Consider the following 15,061-nt stretch of genomic DNA (forward strand, 5'->3'; position numbering starts at 1 on the left):
CGATAAAAGAGTATTGCCGCGTCTTTCACGTGCGGCTGGTACAAGCCGGTTACTGCAAAGTAATGCGTAGCGCCGCCGCCGTAGCAAACGGCGCGAGCGTAGCGCTGCCCAGCAGCATCGCGCCAAGAATGGCCAGATAGCCCCCCGTCGGCAATCCCTGACTGGCCGCCTCCATCGCCGCACTGGCAAAGATCAGGACAGGAATAGCCAGCGGCAGCACCAGCAGGCTTAACAGTACGCCGCCGCGTCGTAAACCTACCGTGAGACCCACGCCAATGGCACCGAGAAAACTCAGGGTTGGCGTGCCTAGCAACAGCGTCAGCGCCATCGCCCGCCAGCCATTAAAATCCAGCGACAGCAGCAGCGCAGCCAGCGGCGACAGAATAATCAGTGGCACGCCGGTAACCAGCCAGTGCGCCACCACTTTGCCGATAACCGTTAGCGGAAGAGGCGTTGGCAGCAGCACCAGTTGCTCCAGCGAACCATCGCTGAAGTCATCGCGGAATAGCCGTTCCAGCGCCAGCAGCGACGCCAGCAGTGCGGCAACCCAGGCAACGCCCGGCGCAATACGCGCCAGCTGTTGCGGATCCGGTCCGATGCCCAGCGGAAACAGGGTAATGACAATCAGGAAAAACCAGAGCGGATTAACCACATCCGCACCGCTGCGAAAGGCAATGCGCAATTCACGCTGGATGAGGCGAAACAGCATCACTCTGCCTCCTCGTCGCCGAGGCGAATTTTACGCACCCGTGCTGCATCCGCAGGCAAATCCTGATGGGTTGTCAGGATCACTGCACCGCCGTTATCGGCATGCCGGACGAATTGCGCCATTAATTTTTCAATTCCCGCTTTGTCGATGGCGGTCAAGGGCTCATCGAGGATCCACAGGCTGGCATGGCTTAGCCACAAGCGCGCGAGCGCCACCCGACGCTGCTGGCCCGCCGACAACCGGCTGACCGGCACCTCTTCATCGCCCGTAAGATCGACACACTCAAGCGCAGCAAAGATCTGCGCATCACTGCAATCGGGATGGTAAAAACGCAGATTTTCCAGCGGCGTAAGCACGCCTTTGACACCGGTATGGTGGCCCAGATAAAGCATTGCCTGGTGCCAGGTTTCACGCTGCCGCAGGATTGGCTGCTGTTGCCAGCGTATTTCACCCTCTTCAGGACGGCTGAGGCCAGCCATCAGGCGCAATAACGAAGTCTTACCGGCACCATTCGGGCCTTCAATCTGCACAATGTCACCAGCAGAGACGCAAAAAGAGAGCCGTCGGAACAGCGCGCGTTCATCGTATGCACAAGTGAGCGTAATGATTTCCAACATCGAGGGGAGAATCGCACCAGCTAAAAGTGGCCGGGATATTACCACAATGTTGCTGTGGGCCGAAGTGTGAGCCACCGCTCAGTTTCGCTGCCAGTAGCTTATTCGTGCGGTATCGTCAGAAGTCTGAATAAAAATGCAGTTCCGAAAAACGTTGTTACGCTTATTCGCACTGATTGTTACATTCTCAGCAAATAAAAAACGACTACGCTTATTACGCTACAGCACTATCACCAGGAGAAAATATGAAGCCTTCATCAGGTAACGAACAGGGTCCTAACGACGTAGAAAGCGAAGAGAAGGACAAGGGCACTGACATCGAAGTCGATGAGGAGGCTTTACCCTCCCGCGCAGCGGCGATCCATGAGGAAATTCGCCAGGATGGAGAAAAGGAGCTGGAGCGCGACGGTATGGCGCTGCTCTGGTCAGCTATCGCGGCGGGCCTGTCTATGGGCGCCTCGCTGATGGCTAAAGGGATATTCCAGGTGCATCTGGATGGCGTACCGGGCGCATTCCTGCTTGAAAACCTCGGTTATACCTTTGGTTTTGTTATTGTCATTATGGCGCGCCAGCAACTGTTTACTGAAAATACCGTTACCGCCGTGTTACCAGTGATGCACAAACCGACCTGGAGTAATGCGGGTCTGCTGTTGCGGTTATGGAGCATTGTTTTATTCGGAAATTTAATCGGTACGGCACTCGGTGCGCTGGCATTCAATGAGATGCCGATATTTGATGAGGCTACCCGCCAGGCGTTTACCGATATCAGTATGAAGGTGATGGAAAACACTCCCGGTGAGATGTTTGCCAATGCGGTGATTTCAGGCTGGATTATCGCCACTATGGTCTGGATGTTTCCCTCTGCGGGGGGCGCTAAGCTGCTGGTTGTTGTCATGATGACCTGGCTGGTTGCGCTGGGTGATCTGGCGCATATCGTAGTAGGCTCGGTAGAAGTGCTTTATCTGGTTTTCAATGGCAGCATCAGCTGGCATGAGTTTTTGTGGCCGTTTGCCCTGCCAACGCTGCTCGGCAACATTACCGGTGGTACCCTGATTTTTGCCCTGATAAGCCATGCGCAAATCCGCAATGATATGAGTGAAGCCGCCGTGGCTAAAGCCAAGGCCGAAAAGAGGAAGCAGGAGAAGCGCCGCCAGCGTGAAGCGCAGGAAAACACCGAGTAATAGCGGTCGGATCAACGCCATGCTGTGCTTTTTTGCACTGCATGGCGATTTGAAAGCCTGCGGCTGAATATAAAGCATAGCGTCGCCAGCTGAGAATAGACAAATACCCAATAGTAGACATTATCATTTGCGCTTAGCGCGAACGTATCGTAAATTAAATTCACTTCATGTCAATTTAGTTTTGATTATTCGTGGGCAATTCTCATTCTGGAAAGCATGTTAATAAAACCAGATTCCACCCAACATTACCCTCCCACAAAATTAAAGTTTATTAGCTTTTGAATAAATATATATAACGCCAGACATATATTCCCCCACCCGATTTTTTGTTACCTTTACCGCTAACAGGAAAGGCCGATTCCTGATGCGACACAGTATACGCCAGACTGGAAAATCACTTAATTTATTCACTTTAATTTATTAAGGAGGAATTAATTAAGTTGACTTCTGAAAATAGAGCTTATTGCCGCATCAACTTATTTCCTGTTAATTGCACACAACAAGGACCAGGTAATAAACCCTGCGTCACCACTTGAAGAGACTTTTTATTGTGTCAATACACGTCACGTTAATCTGACTCAACAAAAGGATTATAAAAATGAAAAAATTAGCGCTTAATAAAATCACTGCAGGAATTGCCCTGTTAATGACCTGCCAGGTCGCTTTCGCCACCTCTACTACTGCTGATGTCGGGGGTGGCACCATCACCTTTTATGGTGCAGTAACAGATGCAACCTGTAACGTAACAACCAACAGCGGAAGTGACTTTGCGGTTGATTTAAATCCGGTCACCAGCACCGATATGGGCACTACCGTTGGCGTAGTCAGCACTAATGCAAAACAGTTCACGCTGAACGTAGATGGCTGTTCAGGTTTTGACAGCACCAGCGCTACAGCGCAGACGCTGAAAATCACTTTTTCAGGCGGGAATGTCTCTGATGACAACACCTACCTGAAAAACACGACTGGCACCTCAAGCGGCGTGGGCATCGGTATTACTAAAGATGGCAGCCAGTTGGTTGCGCTGAACTCCGCGCTGGACAGTGGCCTGAAAACCACCTCTTCAGACGGCACAAACTTTGATACTGCACCAGGCGGTGCCATTAACTACTACGCCAACTATTACAACTATGGCGGCGCAGCAGTAAAAGCCGGTTCAGTGGTGACCACTGCAACTTACACCTTCACTTACGAATAATTGTAAAAACAGGATATTTCGCTGAGACAAGGATGTCTAAAAAATGAGGACTGAAAATGAAACTCGTTTCTTTAGGCACACTGCTATGCATTTTTTCATTAAGCGCAAACGCCAGCGTCGTGATGAATAATACGCGTGTTATCTATAGTGGTGACAAGAAAAGCGTCAACGTACAGCTCGTCAATAAATCAGCAGAAGCTCATCTTGTTCAGTCATGGATAGACAACGGAAATCCTGATGAGAAACCTGAAAACCTCAGGCTGGCATTGGCCGTTGTGCCTTCCGTAGTTCGCATCGGTGCCAATGATGGTCAGATTCTGACTGTAGTCAAAAATGATCTGGCTGCCTCACTGCCAAAAGATCGTGAAAGCCTATTCTGGCTGAATTTCATCGATATCCCACCGAATCCAAAAGATAAAAGCGGTAGCTACCTCCAGTTTGCTATCAGAAACCGCGTCAAAGTTTTTTATCGTCCAACTAATCTGAGCATCAATCAAAATAAACTGCAGGATCACCTGAAGCTGACGCGTGATAACAATGGCACCTGTATTAAAAACAGCTCACCCTATTACGTCACCGTTGCCGGATTAAGCAAAGTCAAAAATGGCAGTAAAAAAGATAATCTGCTGCAGGAATCCGTACTGGCAAAACCCTTTAGTTGCGCCTCTGTTGGTAAGTCTGCAGGTTTCTCAACCCAGGGAAAATTTTATCTGACATACATTGATGATTTCGGAACTTTAAGAACAGTTGATATCAGCCGCTAATGAATACCAGACTGACTCTTCTAAAAACAACGTTACTTTTCATCAGCGTCGCTGTATGCATTCGCAGCTATGCTGAGGAAGAATTCAATCAGGGCTTTATGCTCGGTAGCGCCTCGAATGAAGCCTGGTCCAGCGAGAGAAACCCTATCTCTCCTGGCATCTACAGCGTGGATATTTATGTTAATAAAGAGTGGAAAGGTAATCATCAGCTAAGAGTGGAAGGGAATGGCGTCTTTCTTATTCCCAGAGAAGATATCAGTGCTTTAGATATCAAAACCGACCCTGACGCACATGATAAGAAACTGACGCCGCTGAACCAGGATTGGGTTGACCTGCAGGATATTGTCACTGACGACGCGCTTAAGTTTCGTCAGGATATTTTCCAGCTGGATATTACCGTCCCGCAGGCACGTATTATTGCGCACGACCGCAACTGGATGCCGCCAGAATTGTGGGATAAGGGAATCACAGGGTTATTCACGAACTACAGTGCCATCTTTTCTGGCGGTAAATACCGTGACAGTAATAACCAGTCCAATCTTTATCTGACCCTGAATAGCGGCTTTAACGTGGCTGACTGGCATCTGCGCGACAATAGCTATTACTATCGCAATCAGACCACTTCCCGCTGGATGAACCGTTCTCGCTATCTTGAGAAATCGATTCCGGCGATCAACTCGGCAGTTAAAGTGGGTGACGATTACACCCGCTCATCCTGGTTCGACAGTGTTAAGTTTCGCGGATTCAGTCTGACTAAAGATCTCGCCATGTTGCCTGACAGCTACCGAACCTATATGCCCGTCATCAGCGGTGTGGCACAAACCAATGCGATTGTTAAGGTGCTACAGGATAACCGGGTTGTTTTTCAGCAGAGCGTTCCCCCAGGTCCTTTTGAATTTGCTGACCTTATGCCAACCGGCTCACGTTCTGACCTCTCACTCGTTATTGAAAACGCAGATGGCAGTAAAACCACGACCATCATCCCATACTCGGCTGCAGGCAGCCTGCTAAGAAGCGGCTCCACCGACTGGGAGATATATGCCGGTAAATTTAAAAGTGACGCCCTGTTCAGGCAGAATGATTTTGTTCAGGCAGAGTATAGTCGGGGCATTAACAATTATTTAACAATGGTTACCGGTGTCATTGCTGCCGAAAAATACCAGTCAGGACTGATCGGTACCGGTCTGCTTGTTCCGTGGCTCGGTACGCTGACTACCAGCTATCAATATACCCAGGCAAATTTGACAGAAGAAAAGCAGCAAGGTGAGAAAGTCAGGGTGGCGCTGAATAAACATTTTCCAACCCGAACATCAGTCACTGTTGCGGCCTCTTACAGCGACAAAAACTTCATTACTCTGAGTCAGGCGGACACCGCTGCTGAATATATCAGCGACCGTATAGGCTACCGAGCTCAGGAAAAGAACAGTCTTAATCTGGCTATTGATCAACGCCTGCCCGCAGGTTATGGCAGTTTAAACGCCAGCCTTTATGCTGTGGGTTACTGGAATACTGACAAGGTCTCTCGCCAGTTCAGTGTGGGATGGAGCAACACTTATAATCAGATTTCCTGGTCACTGAATGCAGGCAAAAGAATTTACACTAATGCAGAAACATACGAAGAGAATCGCAGTAATGCGGTTTATCGCCAGGAAGAGTATGCCAGTTTAACACTCAGCATTCCCTGGAGCATATTTGGGCACGATGGCACAGTCAGTGCCTCATCCAGTGTTGAAGGAAGCCAGTCAAGCGCCTCTCTGGGCTGGAATGAGAAAGTTTCAGACGCGTTCAGGTATAACCTGTTAGTGAATAATCGAAGCCGTGACGGTGTCTCTTCTGGCGGTTATTTCTCTTATGCATCTCCGTGGTCGACCTTTACCGGGAATCTGACACAGGGTGAGAAATATACCCAATATGGCGCGACGGCTTCGGGTACTATACTGCTCTCTCAGCACGGTTTGCTAACGTCGCCACAGACCGGTAATCACTTCGTGATTATTGATGCGCCGGGCATTGCTGGTGCGAAAGTTAATGGTAACGCGACAATTTATACAAATAGTCAGGGTAAGGCGCTGGTGCCCTTCGCGACGCCGTGGCGCAAAAATACATTTCATCTTAATTCTGAATCCGCCAGTGATATTCAGGGGAATATTAAAAAAATCGCACCCTGGAAAGGCAGTATTTCTTATGTGAAATACATGACCGATACGCGAAAAACATTTTCATTACTGGCCCGTCACCCTGATGGAACACCGCTGGCGTTTGGTGCCTCGCTCTTTGACCGAAAAGGAGCAGAGTTAGGTTTTGTAGCTCAGGGCGGCCTGATTTACGTCAAAGCTGATGCCCTGCCTGACTATATTCTTGCGCGGTTCGATAAACAGCAGTCCTGCGTGATTAAAAACGCGGTTCTTACCGGAGATAATCTATGTACACGTTTATAAAGAATCTGTTAATCGCCTCGGGAATATTTTTTGGGCTCGCGATCGCTTCGATTAATCAGGCGCTAGCTTTTTGCAACCCATACAGTCTGGCAACTGGCAGTTCTATCGTGGCGACTTCCACGTCAAGTGATATCGATCTGGCAAACATGCTTTCACTGACAAGTAATTATTCAGTGACCATAAGCTCAAATTTTACCGGTTTTAAACTGGGATGCCAGACCAGCGGTGAAACCCTCTATTACCGTAATGGGATTGAAGATGGCTATACGGTTAAGTTTTCATCTGGCGATGAAGATTATTATATTAAGTTTACAGCGTCTATTCCCGTTACAAGTAAGCTATTCAGTGTAGGTTTCATCAGCCAGGATTATCCCGCCTCAGATTTTGATACTGATATCACTGTCAATGCTGAAATCGCTGACGGCACTACTTACGATACAGCTACAACCACCGGCAACGCTGAAATTCCGTTGTTATATTTGATCTCATCGAACGGCAGCACTCTTTATCCCACCGCCAGCGCACTGCGAGGATTTGTAGCAACTAAAGACTCAGCAACATCCGCCTCATATAATGAACTTAAGGCATTTGCATCGGTGAATGTGGCGTTTGTTCCGGTTAGCACCACCTGTAGCATTCAGAGCCAATCGTTCACTTTACCTTCAACAACGCTGTTTACTCTGAAATCCGGTGATTATTCAGATACGCAGTTCTCTATCCCTCTCTCTTGTAGCGGAAGCATAAACAGTCAGGCCACGAAAACTTTCAATCTGAGAGCCTACAGTAACGATATCGTTGATAGCGCCAACTACATCGTCAGGAATGCATCGTCAACCTCTTCAGGCATTGGATTTCAACTGTTTAACACCCTTTCTGATCCATTAAAATTCACGACCGGTTATGACTCTGCATCCACCTCACTGGCAGCGATGACCAAAGGCAAGGATCTCGTTTCATCGCTGACGGCGATCGATATTGGTGCACGCTATAAAATTTTTGATGCAGCAAACGCGTCGCCTGGCACCGTGGTCGGCACCATCATTATCTACATGGAATATGAGTAAGCTTACTGGCGGCGATGCGCTTATTTTGGGTTTAGCACCTTCGCCGTCACGACCTGAATAGCAACAAAAGGAAGAGATAAAAGCAGTGTTGCTGGAGGAATGAGCAAACGCACGGCAACCTGGTGAATCTTCAGACCTCTTTCGCTATACTGCACGCCGCAGTCCTCTTAGTTAAATGGGTAAAGCAAATAAAATAAAAAATAACATATAAATCAATGCATTGACTTGGACTATTTATTTTTTAGGTACCCATATATGTACACAGAATTCCCCTCCGCAGCGGTTCAGCCTTCCAAAATATGCTTAATAACCCCCTTGCCTCAGGCTCTATCAGTGAATAAGCGCCAACAGTCTAGCGCTGGCGTTTGTACTTGAGACTTATTTGGTCAAGCTATAAATAAACTGAGATTCATCTTAATCCCCGTCAAGACTTTATCTCTGGAAGAGCTAAATCTTTTAGACCCTCATGCCTTGCATCAACCTTTCGGATGTAAGCCTTAACACGAATGCGGTATTGTTCATAGACGAAACTAAATGCTGCACTCTCAGTGTCAAACTGCACATCTGTTATCTCCTGCCACTGCCCTGAGATGAACTCACGAACATCCCAGTAACCATTTTTTCGCGGCCAGATCAGATAAGCCCCACAAAATCCGGTATCAGCCAGCGGGTCAGGTGCCCGCTCGCCTCGTTGCAGTATGTAGAACGTATAGCCACCAGTTGAAAATCTGCGCATAGACCAATCTCGAAAACTGTATAGATAAACAGTAATATTGATCGGTAGATTTGATCAAGACGAAAAGGCAGGCAAAATTGTAAAGCTGAGGTTGTCCCAAAATTTCAGGCTGCCGGGGCTGGACTTGTGTTTAATTCATGCGGCATTCAGCGATTCATTTATAGACAATCTAACTTCCGGAGTTTTCTAAAACTGACAACCGCTGCTGAAGCTCTTTTATCATTATCTGCTGGGCCTGTATTGCCTGTGTCAGTTTGGCAATCATTGGAACCTGATTAAGAAAATATGCGTCGGAATTATTAGGATCAGCTTCGATATCGTAATCCTCCGGTAATCCCTTGCCGCCAACGCATTCAGGTGAAACTTTCACAAGGTCATTTGCAATAAACCCGAGCTGGTCTGCTGTTTCTGGAATGATACCGCGTGCCTTCATTTTGAAATCAGCGGGCTGCCACTTACACACTTCATCAAGCGCCTTATGAGCATCGTGCCGATACACAATATCCTTTTTTAGTTGCCGGTCTGACATTGGTGTTAGTTGCAGGGTACCGACTCCACTGGCATCAACCCAGCATTCCATTAACGTTCCGGTCCAGTAGAACTGATATTTGTTAGCGCCATAAACTCCTGACGCACCTCGTTTTGTGTAAATCCCCTTAACTTTGTCGAGATACGCATCACCCATGACCACATTCAGACCGGCACTGGGGCCTCTGGCGATGTTAAAATTACCATCGCTGGCATTTACTCCCCACAGGCTTGATGCATCACCGTTGCCCCGGTATAAATTAATTCCACCGGGATTATTCGCGCCCCCTGCGCGAATTCCTCCGTTAACGTGCAGTGAAACATTTCCGCTGGCTGCGGTCAGCTCCAGTGCGCTCTGCTCCGTGCAAATCATCCTGACGCTATAGTCAGCCTCAGATTTATTATAATGAAAGTCTATGTAGGGCGTTTGAGACATCAACTCCAGTCCTGAAAACTGAGCATTGCTGCCTGTTATTGCACGTTCTGCGAGAGCAGACGTCAGCTTGCTCAGACTGCTGATGGTCACACTAGTGCCATCCGGTGCCACCAGCGTGACGTCGCCGGTTCCCGTCATAATTTCCTGCCAGCCGTCCATCTGGGACTGATAGTATTTCAACTGCGCGGCCAGCTGGCGGGCAAAGTCCGGATAGGAGTTACCGTAAAATGCCAGGATAGCGTAGGCGCTGCCGCTGATTTCGCTGGCAACTGCTTCCGTCACGGTCAGCTCAGTATCACTCCTAACCGACGCAATCTCATAAGCCTGTACGCTGCCGCTGCCCGGTACCAGCAGCATCTGCCCGGCTCCAATCCCCTGTTTGTTGTCCGCCCACTTTGTCCCGGTGCCGGTAACGGTTTTACTGTCTTTTGCTGCGGCAATCGTGCCGGTTCTGTACCATGCCATCAAATATTCCTCGCATAAAAAAAGCCACCGTCTCCGGTGGCCCTGAATTTTCCTGAGTTCTGTCAGAAGTAGTCTGCCGCGTCCAGGCAGGGCAGCGAACATGCGGCCTGCATCGCCTTAACGAACATCGGCACGGCAGCTTCTGAACCCGCTGAACGTGCTCTGGCGACAGAAACCGAATTCCCGCTCATTTTAAATCCCGAATAGAGCACAATACGGTACTGCCAGCCCCCCTGCGACCGGCTGTAATCACCGCGCTGTAACCCGATACTGCACAGCGGGATCATGGGCTGCGAAACGTCACCGGTTGGACTGGTCCAGCTCAGGACTTCGCCCCCGCTGGTATCGAAGTTCTGCCAGTATGAAAAATTGTATGATGCGCCCCGGTACATGACCGGCGGGAATTTGCTGGAAAACGTAATCTGCCCGGCGGCGTTCCGGATCACCAGCCCGTAGCCGGATGCAGGCAGGGCCGGGGAATACCCGCAGGAGACGATGACGATCTGAACATTGCTGACCGTGCCGCCTACCTTTGAACCTTCCGTAGCGGCAAACGCGCTGTAAACCTCAATGCTGTTATTATCGCGGTTGAGGAACAGCGGATTATCCGTATTATTCCACCGTGCAAAGACCACGTAAGAACTGCCCAGCGCCAGCACCGCTGCGGGGATGGGCCAGCGATCGGTAATGCTGATGGTCGCTCTGTAAGTCACATACCCCAGATAACTGGTGTCGTTCACCTCCATAAAATCCGCGCCATTTGTGATCCTGATGCCGTACCCACCGACCCCGGCCCCGCCAGCCACCGAAAAGATATCAACATCGGCAATATCAAGCGTTGAGCGTTGCACGTCATCACCGCCCCCGACGCTGTACGTAAACGTTCCATTAGCAGCCAGACTCCAGCCAGTGAGGTAGTACATCACCGGCTGGTTCACCGTGGGAAATACTGACACCAGTTTTCGTGGCACCACCAGCGCGGCAGAACCTGACGGCGGAGCTTTCACCTGTCGTGTTTTGTCGCCACTTTTGAGGGATAATGAAGCCAGGTATGAGATATAACGAGTGCTGCCGTCCAGGACCAAGGATTTACCCCCGTCATCCGGCGTGATGCGTAATCCGTAAGTCATTACAACCTCCCCAGCTTACAGCGTTCAGTACCGGCACCGTCCATGACCGCAAGGCCGGTTTCGTCCAGCCGGATCGAACCTGCCCCGGCAGAATCAACGGCACCAAAGAAGAAGCCGGCACCTTTATCAATGCGCCATCCGGTTTTACCGTCATACCCCACAGACTGGATGTAGTTACCGATCTTCTCATTCGTGATCGAGGCATCTTCAATGAATGCCTGATTCATGAAGACCTGCTGATTTTTTACCGCGAATGGTGACAGCCAGCCGCTGCCGCTGGGCTGCATCAGCGCAAACTGCTCTGCCTTAATGAGAACGCCGGCCGTAATGCTGCCGCCATCCACTTCGGCATAGATGGAGAGACCGGCAGAAACCGTCTGACCGTTATAAGTCACCTGTGCGCCAGTATCCCAGGAGGCGAAACCCTGCCCTGTGGCGTCAAACTTAGCCGTGGCTTTGGTGTCCACAGCTGCCGACATGTCATTAAACTGCACGCCCACGTCACGCTCGAACTGCGCGAAGGCTTTATCCTGGTCAGCAACAGTCGTGCGGATTTCCACAATCTGGGCCACCACCTTGCCGTTTTCTTTCCGCCAGCGCTGAATATCTGCATCGTTGGCCAGCGCATTTTCAATAGCCGCCTCTGCCAGCGGATCGATATTCTGGTTCATCTGCTGCCATGCCTGCGAATTCTCTATGGCTTCGGTGATGTCGCCGAGAATATCTGAGGCATCCGACGAAGATGCCCCCTGAACCCAGCTTGTCCAGTCCGACTGATTACCCAGTTTGTCCACCAGCCGGGCTCGGTAATAAAACGTCACCCCGGCCGCCAGACCACTCTGCAGATAGTTATGTGTGGGATATGCCACATCTGAAAGTAGCGTGGCGTCACTGTAATCCGCGCGCGTGGCATACTGAATTTCGGTATAGCTGGTATCGCCGGAATCCTCACCGAATCCCCAGGTCAGTTCGACGGCAAACACCCGGTCTGTTGTCGCCCTCAGCCCAACCGGTACCGGCGGGTTACCCTGCTTGCCCGTGAGCGTGGTTTCATCTGAGTACACCCAGGTGCTTGAGACATCCGCAACGTTAACAGCGCACACGCGCACCAGGTATTGACCTGCGTAAATACCTGAAATGTCAAATCCTGTGACCGATGAGCGGGGAACGGATATCCAGTTACTGCTGTTCCGACGCCACTGTGCCTCATATGCAATAGCGCCTGCTGCTTTGTCCCAGGTGACGTGCATTGTGGCCACACTCAGTCCCTGCGAAACAGCGGAGGTTTCACTGATGACGATGTTAGTCGGTGCTGGCTGGGTGGTAATCGGCAATACACTGTCGGGGCGGTTGGGTATGGTTGCGCCATCATCGATGCGGGCAAACTTATCCGGATCGTAATGGATGCCACTTATAGTAAATGTCCCGTCATTGTTGTCCGTAACGCTGATAACACGGTACTGCTGAACGTACAGATCGTCGGCTTCAACGACCCAAACTGCCTCCGCTTCCGGCGTTTCGCTCCAGACTGTGCTGACTGTTACTGTACGGTCGCTGACGGACTCTATCGTGCGGCTCTGGGCCACCCCTGAAGGCAGGTTGAGAATAAGCCGATCACCGGCAGCAGCACCCGGCACCCGATCCAGGGTGACGCTTCGCCCGTTCACGGCACTGATCCGCCCTCCCGTAACCCTGCCGGAAAACATCTCATCAGCCACGCCAATTATGTAACCCGGAAGCGGAATGTTTCCGTCCAGGCCCACCTTAAACTCAACGGTCCTGTCGCCATTATTGGTCAGTACGGCCCATCGTCCACGACGATTAGCTTCCGAGCGTCGCGAGCAACCCACCGCGCTGAGCTCAAGCTGATTCACATTAAACCGTGTGACAAGATCACTTTCAAAGACAGCCTCGACAGCATCCTGCCAGGCATTATCCGGATCACTGTAGGTCACCAGACAGGTAGTGTAGCGGCTTTTCACTGAGCTGCCGGCGTAGGTAAACAGCCCGTCCACCACGTTTGCCCGCGTGAACGTCCAGTCCATATCGCGTGGCATGTCGGCCAGCGCTACCAGCTGGTTGTTGTACCAGCAGGTCAGCCCGCGAAACATGGATGCAAAATCACGCAGAACAGTAAATGCGTCTTCACGGGTCTGAATGTAGACATCACACTTATACCGGACCTCGGTACCGCTTCCGCCCAGCCCATCCGGCACGAGCGCATCGCAGTACTGCGCGACGCGGTAAAGTTCATAACGATCGGTATTTGCCGCACTCAGCCGTGGCCCAAGGCCGAACCGCTCACTTACCACGATGTCATAAAATATCCATGCAGGGTTGTCCGTCCAGGCCTGCTTGAATGTGCCGTCCCAGGTGCCGGCGTACGTGCGCGTTTCCGGTGTATAGTTGGAGGGGACGCTGATAATACGACCCGCCGGTTCACAGGTAATCGTGGGTATCTGTCCGCTGAAGGTTGAGGCGTCAAATTCGATATAAAGGAGTGCGGTGTGCGGATAGCGGAATTTAGCATCAATGATTTCGGTATAGCTCTCCAGCGTCATTTTGCTGCCGATCTTTTCATCGGTTGTGTCTGCTGACAGACGTCTGACCCTCACCGTCCACGTTTTAGCCCCGGACGGCAAAGCAACACGATGAGTACGCTCATATCCGGACATGGCCCGTCCATCTGCTGCATCCGTCAGGACGGTCTGCCAGCTTCCACCATCAACCTGTAAATCGATAGCGTACTCAACCCGATAACCACCAACACCACCGTCATCTTTCTGATGAAACAATGACGGCCACTTCAGGCGCAGCCGGACGGCCGACAGCTGGGTATTCGTCAGAGTATGAACCCAGCTTTTCGCAGTGGTGACCTCCACGCTGCCGGCCGATATTTCATTCTCGACTGAGGGAATGCCCGGAATATATTCCTGATCCTGTGTTCCCGGGCGAAATACCCATGAAACACCTGAGCCAAAGTTGCTGGTACCGTCGCTGCCTGCCAGCGCTGTGCCATTCAGAAAGATACTCTGATCTGTTAAACCGCCGGCGAATTCCCCCTCCCCCAGCGCCACCAGTACACGCGCAACGGCGATGGACTGCAGATCACCCTTTTCTGCACCACGGGCGTCTGGAGTTATCGTCCCGGATGCTCTCTGAGCCTGGTACGCATCAAGATCGTCGACATAGATTCCGGCTGAAATAATGGCCCCGCCAATACGTCGCTTTCCGTAAAGCAGGGGGACAGGGTAACCCTGAGAAGAAGTATTTGTCGGACTACCAAAGGCATAACTGGCCTTTTCATCGCTGCTCTTCGCCAGACCGGTCATCTGCGGTGACAGCATCTGTACTACGCCACCTGCCGCCATAGACACGCCACTGGCTATCATCGCCATACCAATTGATGAAGTAGTGCCAAAGGTGAAATATCCGGCTACTACCAGCACAGCACCAATAATCACCTGCAGCATGCCGCCCCGCTTGCTGCCGATAATGACAGGCACGATCCGGATATCACTGTCACTGCCGTCCAGATTCAGTTCGTCTGCGCTAAGATTTCGCCGTCCGCTGAACACGGCATACACCAGCCCGCGCCGCCGGCTGCTGTTGAGGTAATGCTCAAACCCGGGTATCAGCACACATAAAGCTCTGATGGCCTGCGCCGGCGTCGCGACAACGAGCTCATGATCCCGCCCAAATGTACTCCCGAGCACGCCATAAAGACGCACCCTGCGTTTTGTCATATCTGACATAGGAATGTCCTGCTGAAAATTATCTGAGAGTGACGCGGAAGAG

The 15,061-nt window shown here is 50.9% G+C and carries 11 protein-coding genes; 5 read left to right on the forward strand and 6 right to left on the reverse strand.

All coding sequences use genetic code 11. The features are described 5' to 3' along the window. Nucleotides 1–49: 49 nt before the first annotated feature. Both ccmB and ccmA read right to left on the reverse strand, forming a co-directional pair. The gene (gene ccmB, locus F3I20_RS01250; protein WP_150010626.1) at nucleotides 50–709 is read right to left on the reverse strand and encodes a heme exporter protein CcmB; all 660 of its coding nucleotides are present in this window, start codon (nucleotides 707–709) and stop codon (nucleotides 50–52) included. Then, nucleotides 709–1,326, reverse strand: a complete 618-nt coding sequence (gene ccmA, locus F3I20_RS01255) for a cytochrome c biogenesis heme-transporting ATPase CcmA (RefSeq protein ID WP_150010628.1) — start codon at nucleotides 1,324–1,326, stop codon at nucleotides 709–711. Before ccmA ends, ccmB begins: the two co-directional genes overlap by 1 nt. Before the next feature lie 242 nt (nucleotides 1,327–1,568). Here ccmA and F3I20_RS01260 point away from each other — a divergent pair, with 242 nt between their 5' ends. The 5 genes from F3I20_RS01260 to F3I20_RS01280 all read left to right on the forward strand — a co-directional run bounded on the left by F3I20_RS01260 (nucleotide 1,569) and on the right by F3I20_RS01280 (nucleotide 7,968). Continuing rightward, a complete protein-coding gene (locus tag F3I20_RS01260) occupies nucleotides 1,569–2,504 on the forward strand; it encodes a formate/nitrite transporter family protein (protein ID WP_150010630.1) in 936 nt (311 codons plus the stop codon). Nucleotides 2,505–3,102: 598 nt separating this feature from the next. Beyond that, nucleotides 3,103–3,702 (forward strand): fimbrial protein, encoded by a 600-nt coding sequence (locus F3I20_RS01265; RefSeq protein WP_150036956.1) that lies wholly within the window; start codon nucleotides 3,103–3,105, stop codon nucleotides 3,700–3,702. A gap of 56 nt (nucleotides 3,703–3,758) precedes the next feature. Then, nucleotides 3,759–4,466 (forward strand): fimbrial biogenesis chaperone, encoded by a 708-nt coding sequence (locus tag F3I20_RS01270; protein WP_150036955.1) that lies wholly within the window; start codon nucleotides 3,759–3,761, stop codon nucleotides 4,464–4,466. Then, complete coding sequence (locus F3I20_RS01275) at nucleotides 4,466–6,904, forward strand: fimbria/pilus outer membrane usher protein (RefSeq protein WP_150036954.1); 2,439 nt, start codon at nucleotides 4,466–4,468, stop codon at nucleotides 6,902–6,904. The genes F3I20_RS01270 and F3I20_RS01275 overlap by 1 nt, the downstream gene beginning before the upstream one ends. Continuing rightward, a complete protein-coding gene (locus F3I20_RS01280; RefSeq protein ID WP_150036953.1) occupies nucleotides 6,889–7,968 on the forward strand; it encodes a fimbrial protein in 1,080 nt (359 codons plus the stop codon). Before F3I20_RS01275 ends, F3I20_RS01280 begins: the two co-directional genes overlap by 16 nt. A 424-nt stretch (nucleotides 7,969–8,392) precedes the next feature. Here the strand turns inward: F3I20_RS01280 and F3I20_RS01285 are convergent, their stop codons facing one another. The 4 genes from F3I20_RS01285 to gpJ form a co-directional block, all read right to left on the reverse strand. Further along, nucleotides 8,393–8,704, reverse strand: a complete 312-nt coding sequence (locus tag F3I20_RS01285; protein WP_190286006.1) for a hypothetical protein — start codon at nucleotides 8,702–8,704, stop codon at nucleotides 8,393–8,395. A 169-nt stretch (nucleotides 8,705–8,873) separates the two neighbouring features. Next, the gene (locus F3I20_RS01290) at nucleotides 8,874–10,133 is read right to left on the reverse strand and encodes a tail fiber domain-containing protein (protein WP_190286007.1); all 1,260 of its coding nucleotides are present in this window, start codon (nucleotides 10,131–10,133) and stop codon (nucleotides 8,874–8,876) included. A 62-nt stretch (nucleotides 10,134–10,195) separates the two neighbouring features. Next, complete coding sequence (locus F3I20_RS01295) at nucleotides 10,196–11,263, reverse strand: DUF6453 family protein (protein ID WP_150019221.1); 1,068 nt, start codon at nucleotides 11,261–11,263, stop codon at nucleotides 10,196–10,198. Further along, nucleotides 11,263–15,018: a TipJ family phage tail tip protein gene (gene gpJ / locus F3I20_RS01300; protein ID WP_150019220.1), complete on the reverse strand. Its 3,756-nt coding sequence runs from the start codon at nucleotides 15,016–15,018 to the stop codon at nucleotides 11,263–11,265. Before gpJ ends, F3I20_RS01295 begins: the two co-directional genes overlap by 1 nt. Nucleotides 15,019–15,061 lie beyond the last annotated feature (43 nt).

Origin of the sequence: Candidatus Pantoea gossypiicola (assembly GCF_008632075.1) — a bacterium.
In the GTDB taxonomy this organism is placed as follows: domain Bacteria; phylum Pseudomonadota; class Gammaproteobacteria; order Enterobacterales; family Enterobacteriaceae; genus Pantoea; species Pantoea gossypiicola.

Coding starts and splice junctions, on each gene's coding strand:
- ccmB (WP_150010626.1), bottom strand. CDS start 709: ATGCTGTTTCGCCTCATCCAGCGTGAATTGCGCATTGCCTTTCGCAGC.
- ccmA (WP_150010628.1), bottom strand. CDS start 1,326: ATGTTGGAAATCATTACGCTCACTTGTGCATACGATGAACGCGCGCTG.
- F3I20_RS01260 (WP_150010630.1), top strand. CDS start 1,569: ATGAAGCCTTCATCAGGTAACGAACAGGGTCCTAACGACGTAGAAAGC.
- F3I20_RS01265 (WP_150036956.1), top strand. CDS start 3,103: ATGAAAAAATTAGCGCTTAATAAAATCACTGCAGGAATTGCCCTGTTA.
- F3I20_RS01270 (WP_150036955.1), top strand. CDS start 3,759: ATGAAACTCGTTTCTTTAGGCACACTGCTATGCATTTTTTCATTAAGC.
- F3I20_RS01275 (WP_150036954.1), top strand. CDS start 4,466: ATGAATACCAGACTGACTCTTCTAAAAACAACGTTACTTTTCATCAGC.
- F3I20_RS01280 (WP_150036953.1), top strand. CDS start 6,889: ATGTACACGTTTATAAAGAATCTGTTAATCGCCTCGGGAATATTTTTT.
- F3I20_RS01285 (WP_190286006.1), bottom strand. CDS start 8,704: ATGCGCAGATTTTCAACTGGTGGCTATACGTTCTACATACTGCAACGA.
- F3I20_RS01290 (WP_190286007.1), bottom strand. CDS start 10,133: ATGGCATGGTACAGAACCGGCACGATTGCCGCAGCAAAAGACAGTAAA.
- F3I20_RS01295 (WP_150019221.1), bottom strand. CDS start 11,263: ATGACTTACGGATTACGCATCACGCCGGATGACGGGGGTAAATCCTTG.
- gpJ (WP_150019220.1), bottom strand. CDS start 15,018: ATGTCAGATATGACAAAACGCAGGGTGCGTCTTTATGGCGTGCTCGGG.